The organism is Martelella mediterranea, from assembly GCF_004342225.1.
GTDB classification, from domain to species: Bacteria; Pseudomonadota; Alphaproteobacteria; order Rhizobiales; family Rhizobiaceae; genus Martelella; species Martelella mediterranea_B.
In genome coordinates, this window is the sequence record NZ_SMAR01000055.1 from 1 (window position 1) to 14871 (window position 14871).

Here is a 14871-nt window from a genome sequence, read left to right on the forward strand (position 1 = left end):
ACATTCTGCTCTCGGATATAAATCACCGATCCAGTTCGAGGTAATAAACCGGAATTTTGAGACAGAACCTCTCCACTAAATAAGGGCAAGTCCAACGGACTTGTTTTCAAGAGAGAGAGATCCGTCGATTGTTGTGGCTGAACCGTCTGGTGCTTTGACGCCATCAAATATAATACGGCTTCTGGTACCGAGAAGGCTACCTTCGACACGAACGCCCGATAAGTTCGCGGAGACCTGCTCATCAGGTAAAAGACCGCCTTCAAGAGAGACAGGCCCCTCAATGGTCGAGCCTGGAATAATTGAGATAGTGGCACCTTTTTCGGCCACGAGATCACCATCAACGTTTCCGATTTCCGCGTCGTTATCGAAGACAAGACCGGACAGAAGACGTGACCAGTAGGATGTGTATTCGGTGACACCGTTATTCCGGTTCTTCAGATACATCGCAAAATATTGCTCAGGTGATGTTTCATTGACCGACTCAGGATCAGCCCATGTGTAAATGAGTTGATTGTTGAAATAGTACTCGATCGCCGTTCCCTGGCCGTTGGTGTCCGTGACCAGACGCATATCAATAGAGTTCCAACCATTGTAGTCGATTATACCGGCTGTTTCCGGAAGATCGATCCATCCCCCTTCGTTCGAATTCCAGACTTCAAGCCGTCCGGTTCCGCCCTGATTGGTGAACTGAACAATAGGGAAGACTGCATCGTTATCGTTGTATTTTCCGGTCGCAACTTCCGCCTCTGTCATGGCGGAGCCCCACATGCTGGTGCGGATATAGTCGCTGTCCGTGCCCTGCTGCCAGTCGCTGTTGACCCAGATATCGCCGCCGATCATAGACTTCCCGGCCGGGACGGTGGTTTTCTGGGAGTACCCTTCCCACCGATAGAAACTGTCGGGATTGGCATCGTCCGGAGATGTCCCGAGCGCCAGAACATTGTTCCGTCCCTGATAGGTGTCCAGAAGCTTAAACGTGCTGGTTCCCTGACGGTCAACAACCCAGTTGCCCAGGTTCGTGCTGATCGGGTAAGTCTCAATATATTCGGCGGCTGCAGGAATACTGGAGAGCATTAGCGCTATCACGCTGCAACAAACACCGGAACTTAAAGCCGTATTGAGTGGTTTTCTGACCACTGATTTCTGTTTGAACATTAAGTTGCCCCTTCACTTTCACGCCAACAGGCGCCTTGCAGATAAGCTACATTGCTGGCTTCGCGCTAAAGCCATCCGTTTCCCGATGGCACTGGCAGACCCGCTGCAAACAACGGCCGCAGCCCGCATTGCCCGGCTCGCGGTAATGCGATCGCGAAGCGACGGATCGATATCTCTCCAGCCACCGAGCGCACCGTTTTCAAACAGCCATCCCTGCCCGAACTGCGCACCGGCACTGCGTGCAACAGCAAGGTTCTGCTGGTTCTCGATACCCTCGACGACCACAAGAGGAGCCAGACACTCAGCAAGCGAGATCATCGACACCAGACTAACTCGCCCAGAGGATGTATTGCTCAGATCCGTAAGGTACTTCCGGTCGATTTTCACCACGTCCCAATGCACATCGACATGGCAGAGGCGGTGAAACCGGGCATAACCCGATCCGAAATCGTCAAGGGCAATCCGGCAGCCAGAGGTCTGCACCTGGCGAAGCCGGTCACCCACCGCCGAAATCTCATCGAGCGGAGCGCTTTCGGTGATTTCAAGCGTTAGACGCGACGCCAGATCCGTATGCGTTGCTATTGCATGAACGATGCGATCCCAAGCGACTGGATCGGCCAATGTGTAAGGTGAGATGTTGCAGCTCAGATGAGCACCAGGGTTCGCAGCCAGCGCTTCAAAAACCAGACTCAGTATCTGATGATCAAGCCTGCTGACCTCGCCTGCCTGCTCAAGCGCCGATACGAAAGCTCCGCCCCGCAAAACAGCTCCGTCTGATGTCTGTAGACGTGCAAGACACTCGGCGTAGAGCACATTGATGTCCGGACTTTCGAGGTCGGCCACCGGCTCCGCAAAGAGACCAATTCGGACAGGTCTCACTGGACCCCCTTCCCTGAAGCGTCAGGACTGGGTTTTACGGAAAGTGTAATAAGAAATATATTTAAGTAATTGATATAGCTGTATAAAATTGACGACAAAACGGTCGTTTTCGTCTACTTGCAAATTTAGATGAAATTATGTGCCAAGATGGTCATGCGGGGATTGATAATGCTTAGGAATTTCAACCGGACATCACCCGTGGCGGAGACCCGACAGAAACGACCCTTTTTGTCAACCTCTTGCGTGCCAGGGTTGCGCCTAAAACACAGGTCGCACTTCTTGTCCCGCAGCTTGCGCCGCCCGTTATTGAATACCAAAGGTAGTAAGATTGATGATTATTGGCTATGCGCGCGTGTCCACAGACGAGCAGAAGCTCGACCTTCAGATAGAAGCTTTGAAAGCATGTGGATGCGAGCGCATCTTTACCGATCTCGGTGAATCGGGATACAAATTCGACCGTGGCGGGCTCAGCGCTGCGATGCGCGTACTGGAACCAGGCGGGACACTGGTCGTATGGCGCCTGGACCGGCTGGGCCGCTCTTTGTCCGGTCTGGTCAAACTTCTGGAAATGCTTGGCGACCTCAATGTTCACTTTCGATCATTGACAGAAAGCATCGACACGGCTTCCTCCGGCGGCCGTCTCATGTTCCATATGATGGCAGCGCTTGCCGAATTCGAGCGTTCTCTTATCAGTGAACGCACGCGCGCGGGAATGGAAGCCGCCAGAGAGCGCGGAGCCACGCTGGGACGTCCCAAAGCCCTCTCGGAAGAACAGATTCTCGTGGCAAGAGACGCAATCGAAACACAAGGGGCAACCACGCGTGAACTCGCAACCCATTTCGGAGTGTCTGCCAGAACACTCGAGCGCCACGTCAGACGCCTGACCTCCTAGAGCGCTGTGCATCCATTGGGATGCACAGCGCTCTAACCTGTTGAATCTACAGCATCGGCCCGAAAATCGATTCCGATTTTCGGGCCGATGCTGTAGATTTCTTCGAAACCGCATGGGTTGAACCCGCCAAAGAAGATCGTTTTCTTGCTATTGGAGACTTGAACGGTGTTGCAGTTATCGCCGTAGTCTTCCGTCCTCCTGACTCTCAAGCGCTTTCGGTGATCTCAATGCGTCCGGCAAGTAGGAACGAAGGGAAGCAGCTATGACCTCGAAATGGCCGGCATTTGTAACAAAAGACCTTGGCCCGGCGATGACGCTGAAATGATGCGCCGATGGGAAGCCTACGACCGGGACATGAAAGCCCTTATTGCCACGGGCAGCTTTCATCAGGACAACGATGGGTGGTGGGTTGAAACAGCGACCGGCTAAGGAACCGCATGAACGAAAGCCGGTCCGGAATCCCAAACTCGGCCTGGTCATCGGAAAGGTTATAAAGCGCCTGCAGCACCAGGATCTTGAACATCATGATCGCTGGTTTCAGGCGGACCGGCGCCCGCCTTCAAAGCCGGATATATTTTTCGACCGCATCGCAAGGCAAAGGTCGAGGCTTTTACATCAAACCCAGTAGTCTTGGCAGCCCGGTGGTCAGTGCGGGGATATATGTGATCATCAAGAGCGCGACAACCAGAGTGATAAAGAATGGCATTAATGGTTTCGCGACTTTTTCGATACTGACACCACCGATGCTGCACCCGACAAACAGGACTGAGCCGACCGGCGGTGTCATCGAGCCAATCCCGAGATTGAAGATCATCATCAGCCCGAACTGAACCGGATCCATGCCGACTTCACGCGCAATCGGCAGAAAAATGGGCGTGAAAATAAGAACCGCTGGTGTAAGATCCATAAAGAAACCGATGATCAGCAGGCAAATGTTCATGATCAGCAGGATCACGATCGGGTTGTCAAACGAGAGAAGGCCATCGGCAATGGCATCCGGAATACCGGTAATTGTCATGACATACGACATGATGCCCGAAGCTGCGATCAGAAAAAGGATGGTCGCGCTTGTAACCATCGAATGCTTCAGAACTTCAAAATATTCCCTCCACGTTGCCAGGCGGTAGATCAGCGAAAGCACGAAAGAGTACAAAACGGCGACAGCTGCCCCTTCAGTGGCCGTGAAAGCCCCGATAACGATACCGCCGATAACAACAACAACCATCAAAAGCGATGGCAGTGCCTGCCAGACAATTTTGAGCGCTTCCCGAAAAGCGGGTGTATCGGAAACAGGAAAGCGACGCCGTTTTGCGATTATGCCTGCGACAATCATGACCGCCAGTCCCATCATGATCCCCGGCACATATCCGCCGATGAACAGGGCAGAAATCGATGTCCCACCGGAGACCAGAGAGAAAAGGATCAATGGACCGCTTGGAGGAATGAGAATTCCTGAAGGAGCGGAGGCAATATTGACCGCGGCTGAAAATGTCGGGTCATATCCCTCCTTCTTCTGAAGGGGTGCCATCGTTCCGCCCACAGCTGCGGCGGCCGCAATGGCAGAACCGGATATTGAGCCGAACAGCATGTTGGCAATGACATTTGTATGCGCCAATGCCCCCGGGAGGCGCCCACCAAGCAGCTTGGCAAGGTTAACCAGCCGAATGGCGATGCCGCCTTTGTTCATAATGTTTCCGGCGAGAATGAAAAAGGGGATGGCAAGCAGGGTAAACGAATCCAGGCCCGCAAACATCTTTTGTGTCGCGACAAAGGAAGCAACATCGAATGGCAGGAAAAACAGGCCGGTGATGATCGAAGAGACGGCGATTGCAACTGAGATTGCGATCCCTTGTGCAAGCATCCAGAAGAACAGGCCAAAGAGCAGAACCGAGGCAAAGACCGTTTCTCCGACGTAGTCAAAAATAAAGTCCATTGTCAGATTACCTCAGCCGGTTTTGTGTTGTTTTTATTATATTCTTTTATAAGCTCTGCCATATTCAGCAATTGCAGAATAAAGATCAGGACCGCCGTTATCGGCATGATCATGTAGACGTCGCCAATGGGGATGCGCATGATTGGTGACAGCTGCGTCATTGAAGACGTAACGGCTTTGATGCCACCGATAAACAGGATGAAAACTGAGAAGAGCAGCACAACCGAGTCGTTTATAAGCATGAGCAACAGGCGTTTGCGGCCAGAAAGCGCATCAACAACAAAAATCAGAGCCAGATGTTGTCGTGTTCCAAAGGCATAGGCCGATCCGAGAAAAGCCATCCAGATCATGGTAAAACGCAGCAGCTCTTCCGTGTACAGCGCCGGAGCAGAGAGTACATATCTGGTGAAGACCTGCCAGAGCATCAAACAGACCATGACGGCCAGCATGGCAGACGTCAGGTAGACCAACAGGCTTTCCAGCACGTTTTTTGTTTTTCCCAACATGGGTTCCTCCTTGCCAGGGCGAACACATACGCGGTGAACCGCATATGAAGTGGTGTCGTCACCTCAGGCGTCATATTCTGATCCCGGTTTTCGAGGCTTCCTCCCGAATGGGACCCGTGTTATGAATTCAATATGCAATATGAAAACTGATTTCGCTATATGAAAGAAAATTTCACTCCGGTGGAAGTGGGGGACACTTTGAAGAAAGTCAGCAAACGACTACGACTTGCCGATTTGGCAAAATACTGTGGTGTGTCACCATCCACAGCATCAAGGGCCCTTTCCGGCACTCCGGGCGTGCGACCTGATCTGAGGGCGAAAATACTTGAGGCCGCAAAGTCCCAGAACTATCACGTTCCGATGACGATTGCCGGCATGAAGGTCATCGTTGCCGCCAGCGCGAGTGCCATGATTGACTACCAGCGCAATCAGTTCACCGCCTTTGTGTTGGAGGGAATGCGAGAGCGGGCAGAGGTTCTCGGACTGACGCTGTTAACCCGTGCTGTTTCCAACACAGATGATGAGCGGGTAATGCTTCAAGAGGCCACCGAAAGCGACGATGTTGCCGGTGTTCTTATGCTGACGATTGACGAAGACAGCATGCTTGAGCCCGCAAGAGCCTTTACCAAGCCTTTGCTGCTGGTCAATGGCGACGACCCTTTGATGCGCCTTTCCAGTGTTGCCCCGCACAATCGGGCTGCGGCAGCGCTGGCAACACGGCACCTTAAATCGATGGGGCACAAGCGGATATTATTCCTGGCGCGCCGGGGCCGCCGCACGATTCTGCGCCGGTTGGAAGGCTGGCGTGATGAAATTGAAATGCTGCCGGATATCGCCTGGCAAAAGCTGATCGTGGATGCCTCCGACTGGACGCCGGACGCTGCTATCGACGCGATGCGCGCCTACATCGAACAGAATGGCCAGACGTTCACAGCCGTGCTGGCTGCCGGTGACAGCCTTGCTGCCGGCGCAATCCTGGGACTGAGGGAGCTTGGGCTATCTGTGCCGGACGATGTGTCTGTTGTCGGCATAGACGGCCTGCCCCAAAGCGATTTTCTGGAACCGCCACTCACATCGGTTCATATTCCGATGCGAGAAGTTGGAGCCGCTGCGCTGGATATGATGCGCGATCATCTGGGCAACGAAACATGGTTGCCAAGGCGTATCGAACTCTCATGTCAGTTGATCGAACGCGGGTCGGTGGCACAAGCGAAAGAGTAGTTCACCCCAAAAGTGGTGCGCAGGGCGACGGCTTTTGACAATCACCCTGCGCCAGCCTTTTTCAGCTCAGTTGATTTATTTCGCCCTGAATGCTCCACTGTGAGGGAACCATCGTTCTGCCTTCCGCGCTGATCGTGCCATCTTCATCGAATGTGACCATACCGTATTCGGGGTCTTCAACCTGAACAACACCTTCGTCTGTCAGGTTGAAGCTGAGGTTTCCAAAGCGGTTATGGAAACTATTCAGAGTGCCTTCAGTTCCGCTTGTCTGGCTCAGGCGAAAAATCCATGCAGTCTTGCGGCCGTTCTGGCGGACCTCCATTCCTGCGGTCGGGCCTTCTGTGATCGTTTCGAACTGCCGGTCGCCGATCACTTCGACCAAGCCCTTTCCGGAGCGCGCGCAAACGAAGTTCTCCCCCTTCATGGTTTCATCGAAAACCTGTTCTGGGAACCATATATGGCTGAAATCCGGCTGGTTTTCGAAAACCTCGAAGATGACGATTGCGAGATTGCGATATTGATGAACGCGCGGAAGGGCACCGCAGCCACCCCAGTATGAAGGCCTGCCGAAACCGCTATGAATCACTTCTCCTGGATGGTTCACCCAGATCTGGGCATCCGGATTGGTGCCAATTCGCAATTGCAGCACAGTTTCCTGATACCCCCATTCCCGCCAGCGGTAACGCGCCAGAGATCCCATGGCAGTATGCGCCGTCTTGTAGTGATAGAGATGTGCAAAGCGGTTCTCGCCCTGTGAGAACATCCACTCCTGCGTCTTTCCTTCGGCCAGGCAGGCTTTATCATAATCCTGCTCGGGTATTTTCAGGCCAAAGTCGCGGAGGCAGAGAAGGAACTGGGGGAGCGTCTGGAACGTGCGGCCATAAAAGCCCTTCGACCATAAAACTCTGGCAATTGCGGAAAGTTCACTGGTTCGTGCAGCCATCAAGGTGTGCTCATATGAACGTCCCTGAGCGGCTGTGAGCGTTCCGTGATGGGCTGAGGCTGCGACAATCGAGACAAGACGCAAAATGGCATTTTCCGCGCGTTGCCTGATATCCTCGTCGTGAGCGAGAGCATAAAGCGTTGTAAGCCCTTTGAGATCGATCGGGAAATAGGGAACGGAATTGAATTCTGCCATCTCACACTGTTCAAAATGATCGAACCAGGCGCGAAGCCTTTCAGCGCCGCGGGCCGATTGTTCAGTGCCCGTAATATTTGCGCGGGTGAATATGCGATCGGAATGAAAATGACCGGCCAGATAGGCGGCAGTGTGAAACAGAAGCGCATGGTTCTCGGAGAAATACCACTGCACATCATTTCCGGGTTCATCCATCCAGTAACGAAACTCAAGGGTTGCCTTATCGATGCGTCGCCGAATGGTCTCGGTTAAAAGTTCGCCGTAGCGGATACGTCCGAACAGGAGTGGGACAAGATGAAAATCCGCGCAGTCATGGCAGTTTTCAATTTTCGGAAGAGAAACGGAAATCATGTCCTCGGCCGTCTCGCCACCACGGCCGAGAGCAAGCCTTGCAAGAGCAGAGATTGCGTCCGAGTATCCTTTGTCAGCGATGTGCCGAAGCGCTTCTTCAATCCGTGCGTCAAGTTGCTTTGGGGGTGTCCCCTGCTTTTCACAATGGGCAATTTCGACGGTGAAGGGGCGTGAAAGCGTTAGACCTCCAGCCTTCAGGCGGACGTCAAAATGGCGAAAGTCGCTGTGGAAATCATCAACTGTTCCAACCTCAAGGCGAGCTGAACCGGACTTCAGCACACTTTGAAAAGTCTCATGCTCTTCAGCCAGAAAGTCACCTTCCACGACGATTTCGACATCGAGGTCACAACTGACAGGGACAGGGCAGTTGAAGGCAACCATACCGGAAGAGTAGGACGGCCGCTCAAAGTGCATGGTGTTGAGCAGCTCTTCCATTTCGTCAGCAACTTTGCTTTCGCAGGGCACTTCAAGTGAGATACGGGCCTCCGGCCCCGCAATATAGTCCAGTTCAAAGAAGTAGCGTGCATCGCGCTCTGCCAGATCGTCAAAGAAAACGCTGATCTGGTTCAGACCTTTATTCAGGTTAACGTCGATGGTCCTGTCGGTCTCGAAGTTGCGCTGGTATGCGCTCATATGGCCAGCTTCTTCGCCATTCACAAACAGTACAGCACCGCCGCAACAACTGAGTTTCAGCCGGGCAGTCCCGGCTGTCTCCGTTTCTATCGTCGTCTCGGCCCAGGCGGAAACCGCGGTGGCCCTGAACCAGAAGCCCGACAGATCGACACGAGGTGAGCCAAACGGTATCCAGATGCGTTCGGGGCCTCGTTTGTCGACCAGAACCGGATGCCGGTCGCGGCGTTCGTCAGCAAACTTTGTCCTGCATGGATATTCATGCGGAATGAAGTTTTTCTCTTTTGTGAGAAAGAACTGCGCATCCATGTGGCCCGACATCGTTGTGTCGGGCACATTGTATTCCTGTTCTGCAATGGCGGAGAGACGCCAATAGCCGATCGGTCCGCCTTGGGAAACCGGGCGCCGCATGACGCCTGTTGCTTGTTCTTTTGCTAGCTGTGCCATCACAAGAGATCTTTCACTGCGACAGGCTGAACATCGTTGTAAGCCTTGTTTTCACCAGTCATTCCCCAGACAAAGCAATAGGGGCCGGTCCCTGCTCCCATATGAATAGACCAGGCGGGAGACAAGACAGCCTGCCGGTCTGCCACAACAATATTACGGATCTGGCTGGGCTCGCCCATGAAGTGCATCACTCTGTCTTCCGGGGCCATGTTGAAATACACATATGCTTCCATGCGGCGTTCATGAACATGCGGTGGTTCTGTATTCCAGATACTGCCCGGCGCAGGTTCGGTGATGCCCATCAGAAGCAGGCAACTCGGCGAGACTTCAGGATGAATATACATTCTCAGCGTGCGCTTGTTTGCATGTTCCTCATCACCCATCGTAACCGGCTTTGAATCAGCCTGACGGATCAGCGCCGAAGGCACAGGATATCCGGCCGGAACCGAATTCATATAAAAGGCGGCAGGATTGGACGGGTCCTTAGAGGACATTCTGACGGATTTTGTCTCACGGCCGACATAGACGACATCGCGATGTTCGACGATGTAAGTGTTTTCGTCGACCACGACAGTTCCGGTGCCACCAAGATTGACAATGCCCATTTCTCTGGCATCGAAAAAACCAGGCGTACCCACTGCTGAACCGTCCGAAATATCGCCGGTTTTCTCGACCGCAAGATATCCGCCGACGATCATACGATCGATATGGCTGTAGACCATCTGCAACTGGTCTGGGATGAACAGGCTCTCAATCAGAAACTCTTCACGCAAACGCTCATTCGTGAAATGCGGAATATCTTTTGGGGAGGTGGAATAACGTGTTTCACTGAACATGGATTAGTCCTCTTCGCTTGCAATGTTGAGCGCTTCGACGAGCAGCAGCAACGCCATGGACTGCCCGTAGCCGGTGGGCTGCAGCGGGATATCTTTGTAAAACTGGAGATCATGGCCCATGCGGGTGCCATAAGAAACATTCTCGACAATGCCGTCATCTCGAATGTTTTTCAGTGTGACACCAAGAGCCTTCAAACCTGCTTCACGCCAGCCTTGCGGGCCGATCCCAAGCCTCGCCCCCTTCAGAAGAGCGTATCCAATTGCTGATGTCGCCGATATCTCTTCATACGAAGTTGCGTCGTCCAGAAGCGTGTGCCAGGCGCCGCTTTCGGCCTGATAGCTGATGAGTGTTTCAAGCTGGGTCTTCACGACCTCTGTCAGATAGCGCGATGTTGCCTCATCCAGATCTGCGAGTTCGAGAAGGTCGAGCACGCCTGCTGAAATCCAGGAGTTGCCACGTGCCCAGCGTGCCCGTGCGAAATTGTGATTGCCATCGAAAGTCCACCCATGGAACCAAAGACCGGTTTCGCGTTCAGCCAGATAATGGGTATGAATCAGGAACTGGAATGCCGCCTCCGAGACCAGCTCGCGGCGACCGGAAGACTGACCGTAACTTGCAAGAAACAGCGCGACCATGAAGAGCGTGTCATCCCACAGCTCATCGTCATTGATCTTGTCTGACACATTATGCTGAAAACCGCCGCAGCGCGTACGTGGCATCGTTGCCAGAATGCGGTCCGCCCAGTTATTCAGAGCCGGCTCCCATCGCGCGTCCTGTGTCTGGCGCCACAAAAGCGAGAGTGCGAGCATGGGCGCCGTCGTGTTCACATTCTGGGAGGGAAGCCCCTTGTCGAGGTGAGCGGCATACCAGTCTTCCAGAAGGGTTTGAATCGAGGCGTCTCCGGTCTTGAGCCACATTTGCGCAAGACCATAAAGTCCGACGCCCTGCGGCCACTCCCAGGCATTGAAGCTCACATAGTCACCAGCCGTGCCATCAAGGTTGGGCTCGTTGAATTTGCCCTCATCACGCAAGGATTTCAGGCCATCGACCAACAAATCGATTTTCTGTTTCAATTGTTTTTTGGGGAGCACGGTTTCCTCCGGTCAGTATTGCGATGGCAATAATATGCATCATGAAAAATGATTGCGAAATATGAAAGAAATTTTCATACACGTTATGCCATCTGAAATCCCATACAAGCTGCAATGAAAACAGCACCGGTCCCGGGTAGCGAAAACCACCCGGCCGGTGCTGAAAACAGAACTGGTTTTTTATCCGTGACCGATAGCGGAATTCAGATTGCGGTCAGCGTGCCAGCCAGCCGCCGTCGACAGCGATCGTATAACCGTTGACATAGGAGGCGGCTTCCGACGCCAGAAAAACAACGGGTCCTGCGAGGTCACGGGGCAAGCCCCATCGCGCCGCCGGAATCCGGTCCAGGATGGCCTTGCTTCGATCTTCATCCGCACGCAGTGCAGCCGTGTTATTGGTGGCCATATAACCGGGCGCAATGGCGTTCACATTGATATTCTGATCGGCCCATTCATTTGCAAGAAGCTTCGTAACGCCCATTACGGCGCTTTTGGAAGCTGTGTAAGAGGGAACGCGGATGCCGCCCTGAAACGATAGCATTGAGGCGATGTTGATAATTTTGCCGCCATGACCCTGCTTTATGAACTGTCGCGCGACAGCCTGAGACAGGAAAAACACGCTTTTGATGTTGATGTTCATCACATCGTCCCAGTCCGCCTCGGAGAAATCGACGGCGTCTTCCCGACGGATAATACCTGCATTATTGACAAGAATATCGATTTTCCCGAAGGCTTCGACGGCCTTTTCCACGATCCCGGGGATATCGCCCTGCTTCATCAGATTGGCTTCAATCGAGACAAAGCGGCGGCCGAGCGCTTCGACCTTTTTGATCGTTTCTGTCGGTTCCACAATGTTGACACCGACAACATCGGCACCTGCCTCTGCCAGAGCGACCGCCATGCCCTGGCCAAGCCCTGTATCGCAGCCGGTAACAATTGCGGTTTTTCCGCTGAGATTAAATTCATCGGTAATCATGGGTGTGTTTCCAATGTCTTGAAATCAGTGTTGTATTTTGCGGTAATTGGAGCGTTTCTCGGAATGCGCTCATGCTCAGGCCGGACCGCGAAAAAAGGCGCCCGATATGCCTGAAGACAGAAGGGGCGCCAATTTTCTCAGTGGGGAGGACTTACTGAGCCTGCTGGATGGCATCGACCAGATCGCCGATTGCCGGATTCTTCTTGTACTCTTCGATCAAAGGCGCAACCTTTTCCTGAAACGGCGCTTTTTCAGGGTTCACAACTTCGACGCCCATTTCGTTGATTTGCTGCATCGCCTCGTCAACGGCGGCATTCCAGGCTTCTTTTTGTGCCTGTGTTGCGTTCACAGCGGCTTCTTTGATGACGGCCATCTGTTCGTCGGTCAGCCGGTCCATTGCGGTTTCGGAGATTACCAGGAAATCCGGGATACGCAGATGCTCATCAAGAGAATAGCATTTGACCACTTCACCGTGCCGACCGAGGGTCAGAGCGGTTGGATTGTTTTCCGCGCCGTCAATGACGCCTTGCTGAAGCGCTGTATAAATTTCCCCATAAGGCAATGGAGTCGGGATCCCGCCCATAAGCTCCACCATCCGGATTGACGTATGGGAATTGATCACACGCAGCTTTTGCCCTTCGAGGTCTTCGGGCGTCTCTACGCACTGCGATTTGGTATAAAACGAGCGCGCTCCGCTGTCGAAGTAAGTCAGGCCCATAAAGCCGCTATCCAGCGACGCTTCATACACCGGATCGACAATCGGTCCGTCCATCACCTTGTAGAAATGCTCCTGATCGGCAAACAGGTAGGGAAGCGTGAAAGCCTGATACACAGGATTGAAGTTTTCAAGATTGGCCGCGCTCACACGAGAAAAGTCGACGGCTCCATTCTGGATTTGCTCGAGAACTTCGCGTTCAGAACCGAGCACGCCGTTCATATACAAACGGATTTTGACTTCACCATCCGTTTTTTCTTCGACCTCTTCCGCGAACTGCTCGAGAATGATGCTGGTCGGATGATCTGCGGCCAGAGCGTCGGCAAGCTTCAGGCGAACTGTGGCATTGGCTGAAACCGTTGTCGCGGCAAGACCCATCGCGATCGCCGCACCAGCACAAAGAAATTTTTGCATGTCTCTCTCCCATTAAAGAACTCATTTTGTCGGCTCGCTTCCAGTTATGGCTGAACTCGCGGCGCCCAATGAGAACAAGTATGCATGATGAAAATTATTTCTCAATATGAAATAAAATTTCATTCCGGACGTCGATCTTGATCGAATTGGTATATCGAGGAAGCACAGGAACGGCTGGTATAATGGTTCTCCGTGACGACGAAAGCGCATTCCGGGGGCAGGTTCACCTGCACGATATGCCTCGCATGCCAGTGCACCAGCACCCTCCGGCGCGGCAGAACTGGATCGATGGTTTTGAAATATTGGTGGTGATAAAAAGCTGTCACGATAACCAGTGCAAGCCAACGCATGACGATCGCGGAGACCATTGGCAAAGTCCGTCGCACATGATGCGTTAAAAGGTCCGAACATCACCATGGGTAGTTCCGGGTAAAAGGCCAGATTTTGAAGTCGCGCGGTGAAACTGAGCGGGCTATCCCCCGTCGAATCCGATGTCTGTGAGCAAAGGAAAGATCCGTCTCATACTTGGCGGAATGCTTCAGATCATGTCCATCGACAGAGGAAAACCATAAATCTGGTGCGCTTCCAAATCCAGCATCGACCGCAGTTGACGGCTTCGAACAGCACAATGCAACCGATCTGCAACAATTTCCGAACGCAACTGCACCAGTTCGGCCTGGCGACTATAGTATTCCTCCTCATTATCGAGGAGTTCGGAGAGTCGGCGGGTCCCCATGTTGAAATACTGGCTTCGGAAGAGTTCGCGCGTGTCCGCCAGAAGCTTTATCTGTTGCTTTAGCATGCCGGTTTTGTCTTCACCCGCATTGATCGAGCGGAGCAAACCACGTTCATCGATATTCTCTTCCAATATGACCGCCTCAAGGCGCGCCTTTGCCGCTTCAAGACTTTTGCGCGCGGCGTTAGCCCGTGCAGTTAACGCGCCGCCTTGCAGGAAATCAGACTGGATATTGAGATTGACGCCGACCGGCAGCGCATGGGGGTGCGGACGAAAACTTGGACTAAGAGGAGTTAGTTCATGTATTCATACGACGATAGAATGCGAGCAGTGTCGCTTTACATCAAGCTCGGCAGGCGTGTCGGGGCGACAATCTGTCAACTGGGTTATCCAAGCAAAAATGCGCTGAAAGCGTGGTACCGGGAATATGAGCAGCGTCTTGATCTGCCTGCAGGCGCTTCGCCCCGACCTCCAAAGTTTACACAGGCTCAGAAGGAAGCTGCTGTCGAGCACTATCGCACTCATGATCGTTGCATTTCTGCGACGATGAGAGCACTGGGCTATCCCGGTCGAGCGACATTGACCGCATGGGTTCGTGAGGCGTTTCCTGAAACCAATACCGCTACAGTTGGGCGCGTTGGTCGTCCACGATATCCCGAAGCATTAAAGAAAATCGGCGTTACCGAGCTTTATAATCGGCAAGAAAGTGCACAGGCTTTGGCTGAAAAGCTCGGCGTATGCAGACCGACACTGTATAACTGGAAAAATCAGTTACTCGGTCCCGAGGCTCCCGCAATCATGAAACGCAAGAACACTTCACCGCCTGTGCCAGAGCGAGAAGAATTAGAGCGGCAACTCGAAGTTCTGCAGCGCGACATCCGGCAATTACAGCTTGAGCGCGATCTTTTGAAGAAGGCCACTGAACTGATAAAAAAAGGCCTGGGCGTTGA

General features: G+C 53.1%; 14 protein-coding genes and 1 pseudogene. 3 read left to right on the top strand and 12 right to left on the bottom strand.

Annotation, left to right across the window (positions count from 1 at the left end; translation table 11 throughout):
* Positions 1–75: 75 nt before the first annotated feature.
* Both EDC90_RS19290 and EDC90_RS19295 read right to left on the bottom strand, forming a co-directional pair.
* Positions 76–1074 carry a hypothetical protein gene (locus tag EDC90_RS19290; protein ID WP_132314164.1) on the bottom strand — a complete coding sequence of 333 codons (999 nt, stop codon included), beginning with the start codon at positions 1072–1074 and terminating at the stop codon, positions 76–78.
* Positions 1075–1173: 99 nt separating this feature from the next.
* Positions 1174–2034, bottom strand: a complete 861-nt coding sequence (locus tag EDC90_RS19295; RefSeq protein ID WP_132314165.1) for an EAL domain-containing protein — start codon at positions 2032–2034, stop codon at positions 1174–1176.
* 331 nt (positions 2035–2365) lie between these two features.
* Here EDC90_RS19295 and EDC90_RS19300 point away from each other — a divergent pair, with 331 nt between their 5' ends.
* Entirely contained in the window at positions 2366–2926 is a 561-nt protein-coding gene (locus EDC90_RS19300) for a recombinase family protein (protein ID WP_132314166.1), read from the top strand.
* 439 nt (positions 2927–3365) lie between these two features.
* Here the strand turns inward: EDC90_RS19300 and EDC90_RS19310 are convergent.
* The 3 genes and pseudogenes from EDC90_RS19310 to EDC90_RS19320 form a co-directional block, all read right to left on the bottom strand.
* A pseudogene (locus EDC90_RS19310) lies at positions 3366–3452 on the bottom strand (transposase); the annotation flags it as partial.
* An 84-nt stretch (positions 3453–3536) separates the two neighbouring features.
* Positions 3537–4859: a TRAP transporter large permease gene (locus EDC90_RS19315; RefSeq protein WP_132314167.1), complete on the bottom strand. Its 1323-nt coding sequence runs from the start codon at positions 4857–4859 to the stop codon at positions 3537–3539.
* A 2-nt stretch (positions 4860–4861) separates the two neighbouring features.
* A complete protein-coding gene (locus tag EDC90_RS19320) occupies positions 4862–5365 on the bottom strand; it encodes a TRAP transporter small permease (protein ID WP_132314168.1) in 504 nt (167 codons plus the stop codon).
* A 159-nt stretch (positions 5366–5524) separates the two neighbouring features.
* Between EDC90_RS19320 and EDC90_RS19325 the strand changes: the two genes are divergently transcribed.
* Positions 5525–6586, top strand: a complete 1062-nt coding sequence (locus EDC90_RS19325; protein WP_132314169.1) for a LacI family DNA-binding transcriptional regulator — start codon at positions 5525–5527, stop codon at positions 6584–6586.
* Positions 6587–6647: 61 nt separating this feature from the next.
* On the opposite strand, the gene EDC90_RS19330 is transcribed toward EDC90_RS19325, so the two are convergent.
* The 7 genes from EDC90_RS19330 to EDC90_RS19360 all read right to left on the bottom strand — a co-directional run bounded on the left by EDC90_RS19330 (position 6648) and on the right by EDC90_RS19360 (position 14227).
* A complete protein-coding gene (locus EDC90_RS19330) occupies positions 6648–9152 on the bottom strand; it encodes a hypothetical protein (RefSeq protein WP_207903970.1) in 2505 nt (834 codons plus the stop codon).
* On the bottom strand, positions 9152–9988 hold the full coding sequence (kduI, locus tag EDC90_RS19335; protein ID WP_132314170.1) for a 5-dehydro-4-deoxy-D-glucuronate isomerase: 837 nt from the start codon (positions 9986–9988) through the stop codon (positions 9152–9154). Before kduI ends, EDC90_RS19330 begins: the two co-directional genes overlap by 1 nt.
* 3 nt (positions 9989–9991) lie before the next feature.
* The gene (locus EDC90_RS19340; RefSeq protein ID WP_132314171.1) at positions 9992–11080 is read right to left on the bottom strand and encodes a glycoside hydrolase family 88/105 protein; all 1089 of its coding nucleotides are present in this window, start codon (positions 11078–11080) and stop codon (positions 9992–9994) included.
* Between the two features lie 214 nt (positions 11081–11294).
* Positions 11295–12056 carry a 2-dehydro-3-deoxy-D-gluconate 5-dehydrogenase KduD gene (kduD, locus tag EDC90_RS19345; protein WP_132314172.1) on the bottom strand — a complete coding sequence of 254 codons (762 nt, stop codon included), beginning with the start codon at positions 12054–12056 and terminating at the stop codon, positions 11295–11297.
* A 151-nt stretch (positions 12057–12207) separates the two neighbouring features.
* Positions 12208–13185, bottom strand: a complete 978-nt coding sequence (locus tag EDC90_RS19350) for a TRAP transporter substrate-binding protein (protein ID WP_132314173.1) — start codon at positions 13183–13185, stop codon at positions 12208–12210.
* Between the two features lie 119 nt (positions 13186–13304).
* The gene (locus EDC90_RS19355) at positions 13305–13553 is read right to left on the bottom strand and encodes a hypothetical protein (protein ID WP_132314174.1); all 249 of its coding nucleotides are present in this window, start codon (positions 13551–13553) and stop codon (positions 13305–13307) included.
* Positions 13554–13723: 170 nt separating this feature from the next.
* On the bottom strand, positions 13724–14227 hold the full coding sequence (locus tag EDC90_RS19360; RefSeq protein WP_132314175.1) for a TolC family protein: 504 nt from the start codon (positions 14225–14227) through the stop codon (positions 13724–13726).
* Here EDC90_RS19360 and EDC90_RS19365 point away from each other — a divergent pair.
* Positions 14222–14871, top strand: a 650-nt coding sequence (locus EDC90_RS19365) for a transposase (protein ID WP_132314176.1), incomplete at its 3' end; no start/stop codon positions are given. The two genes, EDC90_RS19360 and EDC90_RS19365, sit on opposite strands and share 6 nt — an antisense overlap.